Origin of the sequence: Burkholderia sp. 8Y (assembly GCF_902506145.1) — a bacterium.
Lineage (GTDB): Bacteria > Pseudomonadota > Gammaproteobacteria > Burkholderiales > Burkholderiaceae > Caballeronia.
Window position 1 is genome coordinate 467585 of record NZ_LR733520.1, and the last position, 18050, is coordinate 485634.

Consider the following 18050-nt stretch of genomic DNA (forward strand, 5'->3'; position numbering starts at 1 on the left):
GCGCTGGAGCACATCACTTCGAGCCGCGTACGCGCCGCAGTTCGTCGAATATCAGCAGCACCGCGCCGACGGTGATCGCGCTGTCGGCCAGATTGAACGCCGGCCAATGCCACGTCTTCACGTGGAAGTCGAGAAAGTCGATCACGTGGCCGTACGCCAGGCGGTCGATCACGTTGCCGATCGCGCCGCCCATGATGAGCGCGAGCGCCGTGCAGAAAAGCCGCTGCCCCGAATGGCGCTTCAACAGATAGCAGATGACGGCCGCCGCCACGACGCCCAGCGCGGTGAACGCCCAACGCTGCCAGCCGCCCGCCGCCGCCAGAAAGCTGAACGCGGCGCCGCGGTTATAGACGAGCAGCAGGTTCAAGAAGGGCGCGAGCGCGTGCGGTTCGCCGTACGCGAACACCTTCTGAACCGCGATCTTCGTCAACTGGTCGAACAGGATCACGATCAGCGCGACGCCGATCCACGGCGCGAGCGAACCGCTCGAAGTACTTTGTTTCGCCATAGTCCTAGCCATTATGCTGCGCCTCGCGTTTCGCCAGCGCCGAAGAGATTGGAGAAGCAGCGGCCGCACAGACCCGGATGCTCCGGGTGCGAGCCGACGTCCGCGCAATAGTGCCAGCAGCGTTCGCACTTCAGGTAGCGCGATGCGGTCACGTCGACGCCTTCTTCCGCTTCGCTCGCCACGCGCTCGACCGACGCCTGCGACGTGATGAGCACGAAGTGCAGCGCATCGCCGAGGCTCGCGAGCGCGTCGTAACGCGCGCCGCTCGCGCGAACGACGACTTCCGCCTGCAACGACGAGCCGATCAGGTTCGCGGTGCGCGCTTCTTCGAGCGCCTTCGTCACGTCGCCGCGCGCCGAGCGGATCAGCGACCACTTGTCCAACAGTTCGCCGCCGTTCGGAATGTCCGGATACGCCGCGTAGACTTCGGTGAAGATCGTGTCCTGACCCGGCTTCAGGACCTTGTAGGCTTCTTCCGCCGTGAACGACAGATACGGCGCGACCAGGCGCAGCAAGCCATGCGCAATGTGAAAGAGCGCGGTCTGCGCGCTGCGGCGCTCGCGCGAATCGGGCTTCGTCGTGTAGAGACGGTCCTTCAGCACGTCGAGATAGAAGCCGCCCAGGTCTTCCGAGCAGAACGTCGCGATCTTCGCGACAACCGGATGAAACTCGTACTTCTCGTAGTGCGAGAGCGCGTCGTCCTGCAGGTTGCGCGTGAGCGCCACCGTGTAACGGTCGATCTCGAGCCACTCCGCGACCGGCACGGCGTTCTTCTCGAAGTCGAAGTCCGAGAGATTCGCGAGCAGAAAGCGCAGCGTGTTGCGAATGCGGCGATACGTCTCGGTCACGCGCTTGAGAATCTCTTCCGAGATGGCGAGCTCGCCGGAATAGTCCGTCGATGCGATCCACAAGCGGATGATTTCCGCGCCGAGGCGGTTCGCCACCTCATGCGGATCGACGCCGTTGCCGAGCGACTTCGACATCTTGCGGCCTTCGCCATCGACGGTGAAGCCGTGCGTCAGCAGCGCGTCGTAGGGCGGGCGGCCGTCGAGCATGGACGCCGTGAGCAGCGACGAATGGAACCAGCCGCGATGCTGGTCCGAGCCTTCGAGATACAGGTCGGCGGGAAATTGCAGCTCGTCCTTGTGCGAGCCGCGCAGTACATGCCAGTGCGTCGTGCCGGAGTCGAACCAGACGTCGAGCGTGTCGCGGTTCTTCTCGTACATGTTGGCGTCGTCGCCGATCAGCTCGCGCGGATCGAGCGTCTGCCACGTCTCGATGCCGCCTTCTTCGACGCGCTTCGCCACTTCCTCCAGCAATTCGATGGTGCGCGGATGCAGCTCGCCGGTTTCCTTATGGACGAAGAACGCCATCGGCACGCCCCATTGGCGCTGACGCGAGAGCGTCCAGTCCGGCCGGTTCGCGATCATGCTGTACAGACGCTGTTTGCCCCACGACGGATAGAACGCCGTGTTCTCGACGCCTTCCAGCGCCGTTTCGCGCAGCGTCTTGCCGCTGTCTTTCGGCGTCACGTCCATGCCCGCGAACCATTGCGACGTCGCGCGATAGATGATCGGCGTCTTGTGGCGCCAGCAGTGCATGTAGCTGTGCGTGTACTTCTCGGTTTTCAGCAGCGATCCGGCGCTGTTCAGCGCCTCGACGATGTCCGGATTCGCCTTCCAGATCGACAAGCCGCCGAAGAGCGGCAGCGATTCGATATAGCGGCCATCGCCCATGACGGGGTTGATGATGTCCGAATCCGCCATGCCGTGCGCCTTGCACGACACGAAGTCTTCCACGCCGTACGCTGGCGACGAATGCACGACGCCCGTGCCGCTTTCCGTGGTCACGTAGTCGCCGAGATAAACGGGCGCCGTGCGCTTGTACCCCGGGTGCGCCGCCGCGAGCGGATGATGAAAGCGCACGTTGGCGAGCTTCGCGCCCGTCGTCGTCGCGATGACTTCGCCCGGCAAGCCGTAGCTCTGCAAGCACGCTTCGACGCGCTCGGCCGCGAGAACAAGCAAGCCGCGCGGCGTGTCCACGAGCGCGTACACGATCTCCGGATGCACGTTGAGCGCCTGGTTGGCGGGAATCGTCCACGGCGTCGTCGTCCAAATGACGATGCCGCCTTCGTTCCTCGGCAGCGACGGCAGGCCGAACGCCTGCGCGGTCTTTTCGGGTTCCGCGAACGCGAACAGCACGTCGATGGTCGGATCGGTCTTGTCCTTGTATTCGACTTCCGCTTCGGCCAGCGCCGAGCCGCAGTCGAAGCACCAGTTCACCGGCTTCAGGCCGCGAAACACGAAGCCCTTTTCCATGATCTTCGCGAGCGCGCGGATTTCGCCCGCTTCGTTGACGAAGTTCATCGTCTTGTACGGATTGTCCCAGTCGCCGAGCACGCCCAGACGCCGGAAGCCGACTTTCTGCTTCTCGATCTGCTCGCTCGCGTAGGCGCGGGCCTTCTGCATGACTTCGGCGGCGGGCAGCGACTTGCCGAACTGCTTTTCGATCTGGATTTCGATCGGCATGCCGTGGCAATCCCAGCCCGGCACGTACACCGCGTCGAAGCCCGCGAGGTTGCGCGCCTTGACGATCATGTCCTTCAGAATCTTGTTGACCGCGTGGCCGAGGTGGATGTCGCCGTTCGCATACGGCGGACCGTCGTGCAGAATGAACTTCTTGCGGCCACGGCTTGCCGCGCGGATTTTCTCGTAGACCTTGTTCTCCTGCCACTCCTTGACCCACGCGGGTTCGCGCTTGGGCAAATCGCCGCGCATCGGAAACGGCGTGTCGAGCAGGTTGACGGGATATTTCGAGGAGGCTTTCTCTTTCTTGTCGCTCATGGGTGACTCAGTGAATTCGGTGAGACGGCGCTTTGGCACGCGCGTGTGTGTCGAAGGGCGAGGCAGCGGGCGATGCGCGCATGGATCATGCGGCACGGCGCGCTCACCTAATTCGATCGGTGGCGGAAATGGCGAAGCCCGTCGCGCGGCTGCCGGCGTTGCTGGCGGGCGGAAGGCCGAAGTACGCGCGCGCGTTGTCGACGTCCTTCGCGATGGCGGCGGACAGCGTTTCGAGGTCGACGTACTTTTCCTCGTCGCGCAGCTTCTTCAGGAACTCGACGCGCACGAGCTTGCCGTACGCGTCGCCGTGCCAGTCGAGCACGAAGACTTCGAGCAGCACGCGGCCGGAATCGTCCACGGTGGGACGCAAGCCGAGGCTCGCGACGGCGGGCAGCGGTTCGTCCGCGAGACCGTGCACGCGCACGACGAAAATGCCCGCGAGCGCCGGGCGCTTGTGGGCAATCGGAAGATTGAGCGTGGGAAAGCCGAGATCGCGGCCGAGCTTCGCGCCATGCACGACATGGCCGCTGATCACGTATGGACGCCCGAGCGCGACGTTCGCGGCGTCGAGATCGCCCGAGACGAGCGACGCCCGCACCGACGACGACGAAATGCGCGCGCCGTTCGGGTGCGCGACGGTCGCCATCTGCTCGACTTCGAAGCCGTATTTCTCGCCTGCGTCCTTGAGAGAGTCGAAATTGCCCGCGCGCTTTGCGCCGTAGCAGAAGTCGTCGCCGACCATGACCCAGCGTGCGTGCAGGCCGTCGACGATGACGTTCTTCACGAAGGTGTCCGGCGGCTGGCTCGCGAACGTGTGATTGAAATGCTCGACCACGACGCGATCGACGCCGCTCGTGCGCAGGGCTTCCAGCTTGTCGCGCAGCATGGCGATGCGCGGCGGCGCGCCCGCCGGATTGAAGAACTCGCGCGGATGCGGTTCGAAGGTCATCACGCAGACCGGCAGCCCGCGAGCGTCGGCGGCGGCCCGCACGCGCGCAAGCAGCGCCTGATGGCCGCGATGGACACCGTCGAAGTTGCCGATGGTCAGTGCGCAAGGCGCCCGGCTTTCGGCATTGGGGAGGCCGCGAAAGACTCTCACGATAGGCGTTGGTCGGTGGGAGGGCTGATGCTGCAAAGCGTTCGATTATAAACGCTCACACGGATGCACGGGCGCGCGTGCCGGGCGGCGGCGCTGGAGCGCCCGACGCGTTGGCGTCGTCTTACTGGCACGATTTTCGCCGTCCCCGGAATGATAAAATCCGCGAATGAGAAAAATCGTCATTCTGATCTCCGGGCGCGGGACCAACATGGAGGCCATCGTGCGTGCTTGCGCGCGCGAAGGCTGGCCGGCGCGCGTCTGCGCGGTCATTTCCAGCCGGCCCGATGCCGCCGGGCTCGGCTTCGCGGCTGCGAACGGCATCGAAACGGTCGTCGTCGATCATCGCGAATTCGACGGTCGCGAAGCCTTCGACGGGGCGCTCGCGCGCGAAATCGACCGCTTCGAACCGGATTGCGTCGTGCTGGCCGGCTTCATGCGCGTGCTCACCGATGCCTTCGTCGAACGCTATGCCGGCCGGATGCTCAATGTGCATCCGTCGCTCTTGCCGTGCTTTCCGGGGCTGCGCACGCATCAGCAGGCGCTCGACGCCGGCGTGCGCGTGCACGGCGCGAGCGTGCATTTCGTGACGGCGAAGCTCGATCACGGGCCGATCGTCGCGCAGGGCGCGGTGCCGGTCATCACGGGCGACGACGCCGCCGCGCTCGCCGCGCGCGTGCTCGCCGTCGAACACATCATTTACCCGCGCGCGGTGCGCTGGTTCGTTGAAGGGCGTCTTTCTATCGAGGGCGAACGAGTCGCTCTCACGCCGTCTGAGCCGCAGTGGCTCTTTGCCGACATTGCCGGGGAGGGCGCATGAGGCTGCATGGATTTCTGATTGGTCAAACCGAAACGTTGCTGGCGGACGTGCTCCGCTTTGCCGGTCCCGCCGATGCCGCGACAAGCCGTTTCTTCCGCGCGCATCCGAAGCTCGGTCACGGCGAACGCGGCGTCATCGCGGAAGCGGTTTTCGCCGTGCTGCGGCGGAAGATGGAGTTCTCGCATCTCGCGGAAAGCGGCTCGGGGAATCAGGCGCGGCGTCTCGCGCTGCTCGGGCTGATGCAGACCGCCGGTCTCACGGCGCTCAAGCCGTTCGTCTCGGCGGAAGAGCACCAGTGGCTCGCGCAAGTCTCGAAAATCGATCCGGCGAGCTTGCCGGTGCGCGTTCGCACGAACTTGCCGCAGTGGATCTACGACGCGATGGCGAAGCGTTTCGAGCCGGACGAGCTCGCGCAGCTCGCCGCCGCGCTGAACTATCCCGCGCCGCTCGATCTGCGCGCGAATCCGATCAAGGCGAGCCGGGACGTGGTGCGCAAGGCGCTCATCGACGCGGGCATCGACGCGTTCGACATGCCGTTCGCGCCGTTCGGCATCCGCGTGGAAGGCAAGCCCGCGCTCACGCGCTTGCAGCCGTTCCAGGAAGGCTGGATCGAAGTGCAGGACGAAGGCAGCCAATTGTTGTGCTCGCTGATGGCGCCGCGCCGCGGCGAGATGATCGTCGACTTTTGCGCGGGCGCGGGCGGCAAGACGCTTGCGCTCGGCGCGATGATGCGTTCCACCGGCCGCCTGTACGCGTTCGACGTTTCCGACCGCCGGCTCGCGAAGCTGAAGCCGCGTCTCGCGCGCAGCGGTCTGTCGAACGTGAACCCGGTGCTGATCGACAGCGAACACGACGCGAAGATCAAGCGCCTCGCGGGCAAGATCGACCGCGTGCTCGTCGATGCCCCGTGCTCGGGCCTCGGCACGCTGCGGCGCAATCCCGACCTCAAGTGGCGGCAGTCGCCCGCGACCGTCGCGGAGCTGGCGCCGAAGCAGTTGTCGATTCTCACGAGCGCCGCGCGGCTCGTGAAGACGGGCGGCCGTCTCGTCTACGCGACGTGCAGCATGCTCGAAGCGGAAAACGAAGGCGTCGTCGCGCAATTCCTGGAAGCGCATCCGAACTTCCGCGTGGTGCCCGCGCGCGATGTGCTGGCCGAGCAGCGCATCGAGCTTGACACGGGCGAGTACCTGTCGCTCTGGCCGCACAAGCACGGCACCGACGGCTTCTTCGCGGCGGTGCTGGAACGCGTGCCCGAGGCGAAGGGGCAGCAGGCTCCGCAGCCCGCGGCGGACGAAAGCGCCAGGGAAGAGGGCGCCTAAGCGCGCGATGCAGAACCGCTTCCCGAGCCACCTTTCGGAACGGCTCGTCCGCGACTTCGGCGAGCCGGAAGTGCTGTGGCAAGTCGGCGCGCTCATCGCGCTGCTTGCCATCGCGTGGTGGTGCGCGCGTCTTTTGCGAAAGCAGCTCGACGCGCGCCGCCAGTCGCGCTTCGAAGCGGTCCGTTTCGGCGCGGAAAGTCTGAACAAGGCGCTGTTTCCGCTGCTCGGGACGGTCTTCGTCAGCGTCGCGCAACTGGCGCTCGCGCCGTTGATCCACACGGCGCTGCTGCAGCTCGCGCTGGTGCCGCTGTGCGGCATCACCGTCATCTACACGATGTTCTACGTCGTGCGGCGCGTGTTCCGAACAAGCGCGACCGGCGGCGCCGAGCACGAGGCGGGCGCGCTGCTTTTCCTCTTCGAGAAGCTCGTGACGGTGCTCGTCTGGGTCGCGATGCTGCTCACAGTGATGGGCATTCAGGACGACGTCGTCCGCTGGATGGCCAGCGTGCGCTTCAACTTCGCCAACGCGCACATGACGCTGCTTTCGCTCGCCTCGGGCGTGCTGTGGGTATGCGTGACGCTGATCGTCGCGATGTGGGCGGGCGCGCTGCTCGACGACCGCCTGATGCGCTCGCGCTCGCTCGACGCCAATCTGAAGGTCGTGCTGGCGCGCGTCGCGCGGGCGATCATGGTTCTCGCGGCGATTCTCGTCAGCCTGTCGATTGTCGGCATCGACATCACGGTGCTCGGCGTGTTCGGCGGCGCGCTCGGCGTCGGGCTCGGCTTCGGCTTGCAGAAGATCGCGAGCAATTACGTGTCGGGCTTCATCATTCTGCTCGACCGGTCGCTCAGGCTCGGCGACATGATCAACGTCAGCGGCTTTCAGGGCACCGTCACGCAGATCCGCACGCGCTACACGGTCGTGCGCGGGCTGGACGGCATCGAAACGCTGATTCCGAACGAAAAGCTGATTACCGATGTCGTACAGAATCACTCGTCGTATCTCACGCGCGGCAACGCCAAGATTGCCGTGCAGGTGAGCTATCGCTCCGACGTGGAACGCGCGATGCGTCTGCTCGTCGAAGCGACGCAGGACATCGAGCGCGTTTTGCAGGACCCGGCGCCCGCCGCGCTGCTCGCGAGCTTCGGCGCGGACGGCATCAATCTGGAACTGAGCTTCTGGATCGAGGACGCGGCCAAGGGCACCGGCGGCGTTAAGTCGCAAGTCAATCGGAGCGTGTGGCGGTTATTCTCCGCGCATGGCATCGAGATTCCGTACGCGCAGCGCGAGGTGCGGATCATCGGTGGCGCGGTGGACGCATCGGTAGGAAATGCCGGTTTTCCGCGCGATGATGCTGCGTCGGCGGCCGGAAGCGCCGTCTGATGCAACGGACGTGTGCGTCATTGCTTCCGTTTTTGCAAGGTTCGAGCGCACGAGACGGGCGTGAGATTTTCCTCGTTTGGGCGGGATTCAAAAAAATTCACCTTTACGACAACGACTTGGAACGCTTGCAGTAGAATGCGATCGAACTTCGGCGCTCACCTTTCACGCGCCCGACATGCCGAAATGAAGCTGCTTCCCACGGTTTTAATCGGCCATTTTTTCCGAATTTCACAGCTACATAGGTAAATTGCCTTGCTGAATTCCTCCCTCGAATTTCTCGCCAACGGACTGCTCGACTTCTCCTGGTGGCAGATTCTGTTGTTCACGCTTGCGATGACGCACGTCACGATCGCCGGCGTCACCATTTATTTGCACCGCTGCCAGGCGCACCGTGCGCTGGACCTGCATCCCGTCGCGAGCCACTTCTTCCGCCTGTGGCTGTGGATGACCACCGGCATGCTGACCGGCCAGTGGGCGGCGATCCACCGCAAGCATCATGCGAAGTGCGAGACCGAAGAAGATCCGCACAGCCCGCAGACGCGCGGCATCTGGAAGGTGCTGCTCGAAGGCGCGGAACTATATCGCGCCGAAGCGAAGAACGAAGAAACGCTGCGCCGCTTCAGTCACGGCACGCCGAACGACTGGATCGAGCGTAACGTCTACACGCGCTATCCGATCCTCGGCATCAGCATCATGATGGTGATCGACGTTGCGCTGTTCGGCATTGTCGGGCTGTCGGTGTGGGCCGTGCAGATGATCTGGATTCCGTTCTGGGCAGCGGGCGTGGTCAACGGCCTCGCGCACTTCTGGGGTTATCGCAACTTCAATTCGTCCGATGCGAGCACGAACATTTTCCCGCTCGGCATTCTGATCGGCGGCGAAGAACTGCACAACAATCACCACACGTACGCCACGTCGGCGAAGCTGTCGAGCAAGTGGTACGAATTCGACATCGGCTGGATGTATATCCGTATTCTGTCGGCGCTCGGCCTCGCCAAGGTCAAGAAGCTCGCGCCTACGCCGCGTCTGTCCGAATCGAAGTCCGTGCCGGATCACGACACGCTGCAAGCCGTGCTCGCGAACCGTTACGAAGTCATGGCGCGTTACGGCAAGGCGCTCAAGCGCGCCTACAGGCAGGAACTCGTCAAGCTGAAGGAAGCGGGCGCGCGCGAGAAGTACCAGCTCATGCGCGGCGCGCGCAAGTGGTTCCATAAAGAAGAGGACGGCCTGAACGAGCCGCAGCGCCAGCAACTGCCGGAACTGTTCTCGGACAACCAGAAACTGCGCACTTACATCGAACTGCGCAAGGATCTGGCGGCGATGTGGGACCGTTCCAACGCATCGCGCGAGCAACTGCTGGCGCAATTGCAGGACTGGTGTCATCGCGCGGAACAAAGCGGTATCAAGGCGCTTCAAGATTTCGCCTTGCGTCTGCGCCGCTACGCCTTATAAGCGATATCCGTTAAAATTTAAGAACGTCACAAGACCCCGCTCTGGCGGGGTTTTTGTTTTTGGGCGACAGATTTGCGCTGTGTACGGCAGGAGACAGGGGACATGCAGGCGATCAAAAGTGTCGAGTACGACCGGCCGCAAGGGCTGACGTGTGGAGTGGGCGAGGCGTGGGCGCGCGTGCCGCAGGCGCCGTCGGCGGAGGAGAAGCGCGCGTTGAAAGAGCGCATTCGTGCGTTCTTGCGGCGCGAGGAGGCCGTGCTGGTCGCGCATTACTACGTCGATGCGGAGTTGCAGGAACTGGCCGACGAAACCGGCGGATGCGTGGCCGATTCGCTCGAAATGGCGCGCTTCGGCCGCGATCATGCGGCCAGGACGCTGGTTGTCGCGGGCGTGCGCTTCATGGGCGAGACCGCGAAAATCCTGAGCCCGCACAAGCGCGTGCTGATGCCCGATCTGGATGCGACTTGCTCGCTCGACCTCGGTTGTCCCGCCGACGAGTTCGCCGCGTTCTGCGACGCGCATCCCGACCGCGCGGTCGTCGTGTACGCGAACACGAGCGCAGCCGTGAAGGCGCGCGCGGACTGGATGGTCACGTCGTCGATCGGGCTCGAAATCGTCGCGGACTTGCATGCGCGCGGCGAGAAGATTCTGTGGGCGCCCGATCGTCACCTAGGCGGCTACATCCAGAAGAAGACCGGCGCGGACATGCTGCTGTGGCAAGGTTCCTGTCTCGTTCACGACGAATTCAAGGGCATCGAACTGGACCTGCTGCGCGCCGAGTATCCGGACGCGAAAATTCTCGTGCATCCCGAGTCGCCGGAAGCGGTCGTGAAGCTTGCGGACGTCGTCGGATCGACCACGCAATTGATCGACGCCGCCGTGCGTCTCGACGCGAGCCGCTTCATCGTCGCGACGGACCTCGGCATCCTGCATAAGATGCGGCTGGCCGCGCCCGGCAAGACGTTCATCGAAGCGCCGACGGCGGGCAACAGCGCCACCTGCAAAAGCTGCGCGCATTGTCCGTGGATGGCGATGAACGGTCTCGCCAATCTCGCCGACGTGCTGGAGCGCGGTCACAACGAGATTCACGTCGAAGCCGCCATCGGGGAGCGCGCGCGCGTGCCGATCGACCGCATGCTCGATTTCGCCGCGCGTCACAAGCAACGCGTGCAGGCGAGCGGCGATCTGGCCAAGGACGGCACCTTGTTCGCGAACGTGGGAGCCGCGTGATGAATACCTCACCGATCTTCGACGAAGTACGCGCCCAATACGGCGAGGCGTTCGACGCCGCGCTCGCGCGCAATGTCGCCGACGCGCTCGCGGAAGACATCGGCACCGGCGACGTCACCGGCCGCCTTGTTCCGGCGGACGCGCGGCGCACGGCGCGGATCATCGTGCGCGAGGAGGCGGTGCTCTGCGGCGTGCCGTGGTTCGACGCGGTCATGCGGCGCGTCGATCCGTCCATCGAAGTGGAATGGCAGTATCGCGAAGGGCAGCGCATGGCGGCCGATACCCCCGTCGTGCTGCTGCGCGGCCCGGCGCGCTCGCTGCTGACGGCCGAGCGCAACGGCCTCAACTTTCTGCAACTGCTCTCGGGCGTGACGAGCGTGACGCGCCGTTACGTCGATGCCATCGAAGGCACGCGCGCGCGCATTCTCGACACGCGCAAGACGCTGCCGGGCTTGCGGCTCGCGCAGAAATACGCGGTGCGCGTCGGTGGCGGGGCCAACCAGCGGCTCGCGCTCTACGACGGCATTCTGATCAAGGAAAACCACATCGCGGCGGCGGGCGGCGTCGGCGCGGCCATGGACGCCGCGCTCGCCCTGAGCGCGGACGTGCCGGTGCAGATCGAAGTCGAGACGCTCGCGCAGCTCGAAACCGCGCTCGCGCATCGCGCTCAGTCCGTTCTGCTCGACAACTTCACGCTCGACGCCATGTGCGACGCGGTGCGCGTCACGGCGGGCCGCGCGTTGCTCGAAGTGTCGGGCGGCGTGAACTTCGAAACGGTGCGGGCGATCGCGGAAACCGGCGTCGACCGAATCTCGATTGGCGCGCTCACGAAAGACGTGCGCGCCACCGACTTTTCGATGCGCCTCATCTAGCCGTCAGACCGCGCGCCGCCTCGCCGCGGGCGGCATCAGCACGGTCGGCAGCGCCTTGGGCAAGGTGTCGGGCCAGTCGCGGCTGAAGTGCAGGCCGCGGCTTTCGCGCCGCGAGCACGCGCTTTCGACGATCAGCGACGCGACGTCCACCAGATTGCGCAGCTCCAGCAAATCGCGGCTTACCTTGAAATTTGCGTAGAACTCGTGGATTTCGTCGCGCAGAAGCGCGATGCGATGTCGCGCGCGTTCGAGCCGCTTGTCCGTCCGCACGATTCCGACGTAGTTCCACATCAGGAGCCGCAACTCGTCCCAGTTATGCGCGACGACCACTTCCTCGTCCGGATCGGACACGCGGCTTTCGTCCCAGTCGGGCAGGGGCGCGTGGCATCCGGCAGAGAAGCCGTCTTTTTCGATGGCCGCCGCCGCCGCCCGCCCAATCACGATGCATTCGAGCAACGAATTGCTCGCCAGCCGGTTCGCGCCGTGCAGCCCGGTGCAGGACGTTTCGCCGACCGCGTACAGCCCAGGGCGGTCGGTGCGCCCGGCGAGATCCGTGACGACGCCGCCGCAGGTGTAGTGCGCGGCCGGGACGACGGGAATCGGCTCCTTCGCGATATCGATGCCGAATTCGCGGCAGCGCGCGAGGATCGTCGGGAAATGCTCTTCGAGGAATGCGCGCGGCTGGTGGCTGATATCCAGATACACGCAGTCGATCCCGCGCTTCTTGATTTCGAAGTCGATCGCCCGGGCGACGATATCGCGCGGCGCCAGTTCGGCGCGTTCGTCGTGCGCGGGCATGAAACGCGTGCCGTCGGGCAGGCGCAGCACGCCGCCTTCGCCGCGCACCGCCTCGGAAATGAGGAACGACTTCGCGTACGGATGAAACAGGCACGTCGGATGGAACTGGATGAATTCCATGTTCGCGACGCGGCAGCCCGCGCGCCAGGCCATCGCGATGCCGTCGCCGGTGGCGGTGTCGGGATTCGTCGTGTAGAGATAGACCTTGCCCGCGCCGCCTGTCGCGAGGACCGTGTGCGGCGCCTGAATCGTGACGGTGCGGCCGGTGTTCAGGTCGAGCGCGTACAGGCCGTGGCAGCGGTGGCCCGGCAGCCCGAGCCGGTCGGACGTGATCAGGTCGATCGCGTAGTGATCTTCGAGGACGGTGATGTTCGGGTGATTGCGCACGCGCTCGCCGAGCGTCGTGACGACCGCGTGGCCGGTGGCGTCGGCGGCGTGGATGATGCGGCGATGGCTGTGTCCGCCTTCGCGCGTCAGATGAAAGCCGAGTTCGGCGGAGACATCGCGCGTGAAGGGCACGCCTTCTTCGATCAGCCATTGAATCGCCGCGCGCCCGTTCTCGACGATGAAGCGCGTCGCCGCCTCGTCGCACAGGCCGCCGCCGGCAATGAGCGTGTCGGCCACGTGATTGTCCACGCTGTCCGCCGAATCCAGCACCGCCGCGATGCCGCCCTGCGCCCAGTCGCTCGCGCCTTCGCTCACCGCGCGTTTCGCGATGATCGCCACGCGCCGCGTCTCGGCGAGATTCAGCGCGACGCTCAACCCAGCGAGCCCGCTTCCCACGATCGCTACATCGAAATTCATGCCGCCGTGTCTCCGTCATGTTGTCGTCGATAGCCGGCAAGCATAACGCGCGAGCATAGCGGCAGACAGAAAACCCATGCACCAGCATGTGAAACGCGTATGAAAACGGCGCCGGAAAACAAAAAGCCCCGCATGAGCGGGGCTTTCTGCTGTCTTCGTCAGGCACTCAATCTCAAGTGCGGTACGTTTTCCGCGTAAGCGGAGCAACGCCGCTTTACTTGATCTTGGTTTCCTTGTACTCAACGTGCTTGCGGACGACGGGATCAAATTTCTTGATCAGCATCTTTTCCGGCATGTTGCGCTTATTCTTGGTCGTCGTGTAGAAGTGACCCGTGCCTGCAGTCGATTCCAGCTTGATCTTGTCGCGTGCGCCCTTGGCCATGTGCGTGCTCCTTAGATTTCACCGCGTGCGCGCAAATCTGCGAGCACGGCGTCGATACCGTTCTTGTCGATCAGGCGCAGACCGGCGTTCGAGACGCGCAGACGGACCCAGCGGTTTTCGCTTTCAACGAAGAAACGGCGGTTCTGCAGGTTCGGCAGGAAACGACGCTTGGTCTTGTTGTTGGCGTGGGAAACGTTGTTGCCGGACATCGGCCCTTTCCCAGTTACTTGGCATACGCGTGCCATGCGAGCACTCCTAATACAGTCTGATTCTTACGCTCGGCGCAGCGATGCTGCATGCCGACCTCTTTTTCCCTGGTTGCCTTTACCGGGAACTTGGCAGCACGGTTATGCCAATGAGGAACGCGAAGTTCAGAACAGGTGGGTTGAGAAAAGCAAACGCGGATTCTAGCAGGAAAAGCCGTGCGTTATCAAGACGTTTTGGCGTTTTCCTGCTCTGCTGAGAGCGTGTCACAGCAAGCCTCACAACCACCCTTCCCGCGCGAACGAAAAAATGTCGTTTGACGCGACCACCATATGATCCAGCAGCTTCACGTCGATGAGCGCGAGCGCGTCGAGCAGCGTGCGCGTGAGCTTGCGGTCGCCGGCGCTCGGCTGATTGGCGCCGGAAGGATGATTATGCGCGACGATCAGCCCGGCCGCATTCAGCGCGAGCGCCCGCTTGACGATCTCGCGCGGATAGACGGCCACGCACGTGAGCGAGCCGTGCGCTTCCTCGCAGATGTCCAGCAGTTGATGGCGCGCGTCCAGATAGATGCAGATGAACACTTCGTTCGGCCGCGTGCCGATTTTCAGGCGCAGGAAGTCCTCCACCGCGCCCGGCGAATTCAGAAGCATGCGGTCTCGCGCTTTCTCCGCCAGCGCGCGGCGGCACAATTCGGATACCGCGATGAGCGTCGCCGCGCGCGCCTCGCCGATGCCGCGTTCGGCTTGCAACTCGGCGGCGGAGGCACTCAGCATCGCGCGCAACGAGCCGAACCGCCGCAGCAGCGCACGCGCGACATCGACGGCGGTGAGACCCGGCACGCCGGTGCGCAAGAAAAGCGCGAGGAGCTCGGCGTCGGAGAGCATCTCGGCACCCGAGTTCAGCAGGCGTTCGCGCGGCCGGTCGGCCTTGTCCCATTTCGAGATGGCTAGTGCCGCGAGCCGGACGGTTTCCGCAGCCTCCGATGGCGCGGCGGGAACGGACGAAGCAACTGGCGCGACGTCCGAGTCTGCAACCGGCGCGGCATCTGGCGCGACCTTCGGCGCGACATCAGGCACGACGACCGCCGTCATCGCGCGCTCCGAACGCACCACGTTGCGCGCGCCGCCGCACCAACGGCGCACGGGCCCGACGCGGCGCCCGGCCACTCTGTCTTACAATAGCGGTTTCGGCGCCCGTTTCGACCCTGCGCCGCGCGGTTCGCAGCTTCGCGCCGACGAGCCGCCGCTCGCCCGGCCCACGCCGCGCTTTCGACTGAACCGCCACATCCAATACTCATGAGCATCATCGATATCTCCGAGGTCAAGCCCGGCTCCCACGTCACGCTGCATTACCGGCTGGCACTGGCCGACGGCGCGGACATCGTCAACACCTTCACCGACAAGCCCGCGACGCTCCTGCTCGGCGCAGGCCAGCTCGCGCCGCCGCTCGAAGACATTCTGCTCGGGCTGAAGGTCGGCCACCATTCGACCTTTCGGCTAACCCCGGAACAGGCGTTCGGGCCGCGCAACCCAGAACTGCTGCAACGTGTGTCGCTCGCGACGCTGCGCGAAAACAGCATGATCGGCGAGGATTTTTCTCCCGGCGATCTCGTCGAATTCAACGCGCCCAACGGCGGGCGCTACGCGGGCGTGCTCAAGGAAGTGGGCGAAACGTCGGCGCTCTTCGACTTCAATCACCCGCTTGCCGGCCAGACGCTGGCGTTCGAAGTGAAAATCATCGGAATCCTGTAGCCATGAGCCTGATCGAAAGCCTCACCGATATCGAAACCGACGTCGAAATCCTGCTCGCGCAGCCGCGCGGCTTTTGCGCGGGCGTGGATCGCGCCATCGAGATCGTCGAGCGCGCGATCAAGCTGTTTGGCGCGCCGATCTACGTGCGTCACGAGATCGTCCATAACGCGTACGTCGTCGCCGATCTGCGCAAGAAGGGCGCGATCTTCATCGAGGAACTGTCGGACGTGCCCGAAGGCAGCACGCTGATCTTCAGCGCGCACGGCGTCTCGAAGGCGGTACGCGTCGGGGCCGAAACGCGCGGCCTGCGCGTATTCGACGCCACGTGCCCGCTCGTGACCAAGGTGCACATGGAAGTCGCGAAGATGCGGCAGGAAGGCTTCGACATCGTGATGATCGGCCACAAGGGACACCCGGAAGTTGAAGGCACGATGGGCCAGTCGGGCGAGGGCATGCATCTGGTCGAAGATATCGACGACGTGCTGAAGCTGAATCTGCCCGACCCGGAACGCATCGCGTACGTCACGCAGACAACGCTTTCGGTCGACGACGCCTCCGCCATCATCGAGGCGCTCAAGACCAAGTACCCCGCGATCAAGGAACCGAAGAAGCAGGACATCTGCTATGCGACGCAGAACCGCCAGGACGCGGTGAAATTCCTCGCGCCGCAGTGCGATGTCGTGATCGTGGTCGGCAGCCCGAATAGCTCCAATTCGAGCCGGCTGCGCGAAGTTGCCGAACGCAGCGGCATTCCCGCCTATATGGTGGACTCGCCGACGCAGATCGATCCGAAGTGGGTGGAAGGGAAGAAGCGCATCGGCGTGACGGCGGGCGCGTCCGCGCCGGAAGTGCTGGCGCAGGCCGTGATCGGGCGCTTGCGCGAACTCGGCGTGCGCAGCGTGCGCTCGCTCGAAGGCATCGAAGAAACGATTTCGTTTCCGCTGCCGCGCGGGTTGTCGCTGCCGCAATAAGTTGGTCGAATTCTTGGAAAGCGCCTGCGGGCGCTTTTTTTTCGCATGCGCATGGTTGGAAAGACCGCGCATGCACCAGAAAAAGGCGTCGTTCGCAGCCGCGTTTTTGAGCACGCAAACGTACTCGCCCCGGCCCGGATTAAACCCCGCCCCCGAAGTGGTGCAACTACTGCACAAAACCGGATCGCAACCCGGTTGCGCTTTTGCCCGAAAATCGTCGAAAAATGGGGGTTGCAATGCTGGAAAACCCCGCCACGCAAGAATATTGCTCGTCTCATATTTAGCGTTACAATTCGCGCGTCCTGAGTCCGGAAGGGCCTCTGGCAACGGTTCTGTAAGGGCAGGAGATCTCATTTGATGCGATTCAGGTTTGCTTACGCCGTGTCCATCGCGGCTGCGGTTGCAATGGCATCCGCATGCGGCAAGAAGGACGAAGGCGAGGCGAGCGGAGCAGCACCCGCGGCAAGCGCGCCGACTGCGGCGGCGTCTGCCCCCGCGCCGGCGAGCGAGGCAACGGTGGTCAAGATCGGCCACGTCGCGCCGTTGTCCGGAACGCAGGCCCACTTGGGGAAAGACAACGAAAACGGCGCGCGGCTCGCGCTGGAGGAAATCAGCGCGCAGGGTCTTACCATCGACGGCCGCTCCATTCACCTTCAACTCGACAGCCAGGACGACGCAGCGGACCCGCGCACCGGCGAAGAGGCCGCGCAGCGCCTCGTCGACGACCATGTGGTCGCGGTGATCGGGCATATGAACTCGGGCGTGTCGATTCCGGCGTCGAAGATATACAGCGATGCGGGCATCGCGGAGATTTCGCCGTCGACGACGAACCCGCAATATACGAAGCAGGGTTACAAGACGACCTTCCGCGTGGTCGCGACCGATGCGCTGCAAGGCCCCGTTTTGGCCGGCTACGCGATCAAGACGCTGCACGCGAAGAAAGTCGTGATCGTCGACGACTCCACCGCGTACGGCCGCGGTCTCGCCGATGAGTTCGCGAAGACGGCGCAGGCGGGCGGCGTGAAGATCGCCGCGCGGGAGACGACGTCCGAGAAGGCGCGCAACTTCAAGGCAATCGTGACGAAGATCAAGCGCATGCAGCCCGACGCCGTGATGTACGGCGGCATGGACGTGACGGGCGGCCCGTTCGCGAAGGAAGCGGCGGCGCTCGGCGTCAAGGCGAAGATTCTGGCGGGCGACGGCGTCTGCACGCAGCAACTGCCGGAACTGGCGGGCGACGCGGTGCAGAACGTCGTCTGCTCGGAAGCGGGGCCCGCGCTCGAGAAGATGGACAAGGGCGCGGACTTCGCGCAGAAGTACGAGGCACGTTTTCACACGCCAGTGCAGATTTACGCGCCGTTCGCATATGACGCCGTGTACGTGATCGTCGACGCAATGAAGCGCGCGAATTCCGTCGAAGCGGGCAAGGTGCTCGCGGCGATGGCCACGACGGATTTCAACGGTCTGACGGGGCACATTGCTTTTGACGACAAAGGCGATCTGAAGACCGGCACCATCACGCTTTACGACTTCAAGGACAAGAAGAAGGACGTGCTCGACGTCGTGAAGCAGTAGCAGCAGGCGTTTGCAGTCTTGCGGCGCCTATCCGACAG

Annotated in this window: 16 protein-coding genes; 9 read left to right on the forward strand and 7 right to left on the reverse strand. The window is 64.4% G+C overall.

All coding sequences use genetic code 11. The features are described 5' to 3' along the window. Positions 1-13: 13 nt before the first annotated feature. The 3 genes from lspA to GV035_RS12755 form a co-directional block, all read right to left on the reverse strand. Positions 14-520: a signal peptidase II gene (gene lspA / locus GV035_RS12745; protein ID WP_159835447.1), complete on the reverse strand. Its 507-nt coding sequence runs from the start codon at positions 518-520 to the stop codon at positions 14-16. Then, on the reverse strand, positions 520-3351 hold the full coding sequence (gene ileS / locus GV035_RS12750; protein ID WP_159835448.1) for an isoleucine--tRNA ligase: 2832 nt from the start codon (positions 3349-3351) through the stop codon (positions 520-522). The genes lspA and ileS overlap by 1 nt, the downstream gene beginning before the upstream one ends. Before the next feature lie 103 nt (positions 3352-3454). Beyond that, on the reverse strand, positions 3455-4450 hold the full coding sequence (locus GV035_RS12755; RefSeq protein ID WP_159835449.1) for a bifunctional riboflavin kinase/FAD synthetase: 996 nt from the start codon (positions 4448-4450) through the stop codon (positions 3455-3457). Positions 4451-4616: 166 nt separating this feature from the next. Here GV035_RS12755 and purN point away from each other — a divergent pair, with 166 nt between their 5' ends. The 6 genes from purN to nadC all read left to right on the forward strand — a co-directional run bounded on the left by purN (position 4617) and on the right by nadC (position 11524). Next, on the forward strand, positions 4617-5267 hold the full coding sequence (purN, locus tag GV035_RS12760) for a phosphoribosylglycinamide formyltransferase (RefSeq protein ID WP_159835450.1): 651 nt from the start codon (positions 4617-4619) through the stop codon (positions 5265-5267). Then, positions 5264-6586, forward strand: a complete 1323-nt coding sequence (locus tag GV035_RS12765; RefSeq protein WP_159835451.1) for an RsmB/NOP family class I SAM-dependent RNA methyltransferase — start codon at positions 5264-5266, stop codon at positions 6584-6586. Before purN ends, GV035_RS12765 begins: the two co-directional genes overlap by 4 nt. Positions 6587-6593: 7 nt before the next feature. Further along, on the forward strand, positions 6594-7970 hold the full coding sequence (locus tag GV035_RS12770) for a mechanosensitive ion channel family protein (RefSeq protein ID WP_159835452.1): 1377 nt from the start codon (positions 6594-6596) through the stop codon (positions 7968-7970). A gap of 252 nt (positions 7971-8222) precedes the next feature. Continuing rightward, positions 8223-9422 (forward strand): DesA family fatty acid desaturase, encoded by a 1200-nt coding sequence (locus GV035_RS12775; protein WP_159835453.1) that lies wholly within the window; start codon positions 8223-8225, stop codon positions 9420-9422. 102 nt (positions 9423-9524) lie between these two features. Continuing rightward, entirely contained in the window at positions 9525-10652 is a 1128-nt protein-coding gene (gene nadA / locus GV035_RS12780; RefSeq protein WP_159835454.1) for a quinolinate synthase NadA, read from the forward strand. Further along, positions 10652-11524, forward strand: coding sequence for a carboxylating nicotinate-nucleotide diphosphorylase (gene nadC, locus GV035_RS12785; RefSeq protein WP_159835455.1), 873 nt, complete (start codon positions 10652-10654; stop codon positions 11522-11524). Before nadA ends, nadC begins: the two co-directional genes overlap by 1 nt. Positions 11525-11527: 3 nt before the next feature. On the opposite strand, the gene nadB is transcribed toward nadC, so the two are convergent. The 4 genes from nadB to radC all read right to left on the reverse strand — a co-directional run bounded on the left by nadB (position 11528) and on the right by radC (position 14806). Beyond that, on the reverse strand, positions 11528-13126 hold the full coding sequence (gene nadB, locus GV035_RS12790; protein WP_159835456.1) for an L-aspartate oxidase: 1599 nt from the start codon (positions 13124-13126) through the stop codon (positions 11528-11530). Between the two features lie 214 nt (positions 13127-13340). Next, positions 13341-13508 (reverse strand): 50S ribosomal protein L33, encoded by a 168-nt coding sequence (rpmG, locus tag GV035_RS12795; protein ID WP_007180630.1) that lies wholly within the window; start codon positions 13506-13508, stop codon positions 13341-13343. 11 nt (positions 13509-13519) lie between these two features. Then, entirely contained in the window at positions 13520-13753 is a 234-nt protein-coding gene (gene rpmB / locus GV035_RS12800) for a 50S ribosomal protein L28 (protein ID WP_008351171.1), read from the reverse strand. 237 nt (positions 13754-13990) lie between these two features. Continuing rightward, the gene (gene radC, locus GV035_RS12805) at positions 13991-14806 is read right to left on the reverse strand and encodes a RadC family protein (protein ID WP_159835457.1); all 816 of its coding nucleotides are present in this window, start codon (positions 14804-14806) and stop codon (positions 13991-13993) included. Between the two features lie 204 nt (positions 14807-15010). Between radC and GV035_RS12810 the strand changes: the two genes are divergently transcribed. The 3 genes from GV035_RS12810 to GV035_RS12820 all read left to right on the forward strand — a co-directional run bounded on the left by GV035_RS12810 (position 15011) and on the right by GV035_RS12820 (position 18012). Next, a complete protein-coding gene (locus GV035_RS12810) occupies positions 15011-15466 on the forward strand; it encodes an FKBP-type peptidyl-prolyl cis-trans isomerase (protein WP_159835458.1) in 456 nt (151 codons plus the stop codon). Between the two features lie 2 nt (positions 15467-15468). Then, the gene (gene ispH / locus GV035_RS12815) at positions 15469-16437 is read left to right on the forward strand and encodes a 4-hydroxy-3-methylbut-2-enyl diphosphate reductase (protein WP_159835459.1); all 969 of its coding nucleotides are present in this window, start codon (positions 15469-15471) and stop codon (positions 16435-16437) included. 357 nt (positions 16438-16794) lie between these two features. After that, positions 16795-18012, forward strand: coding sequence for a branched-chain amino acid ABC transporter substrate-binding protein (locus GV035_RS12820; protein ID WP_159835460.1), 1218 nt, complete (start codon positions 16795-16797; stop codon positions 18010-18012). The last annotated feature ends 38 nt before the right edge of the window (positions 18013-18050 follow it).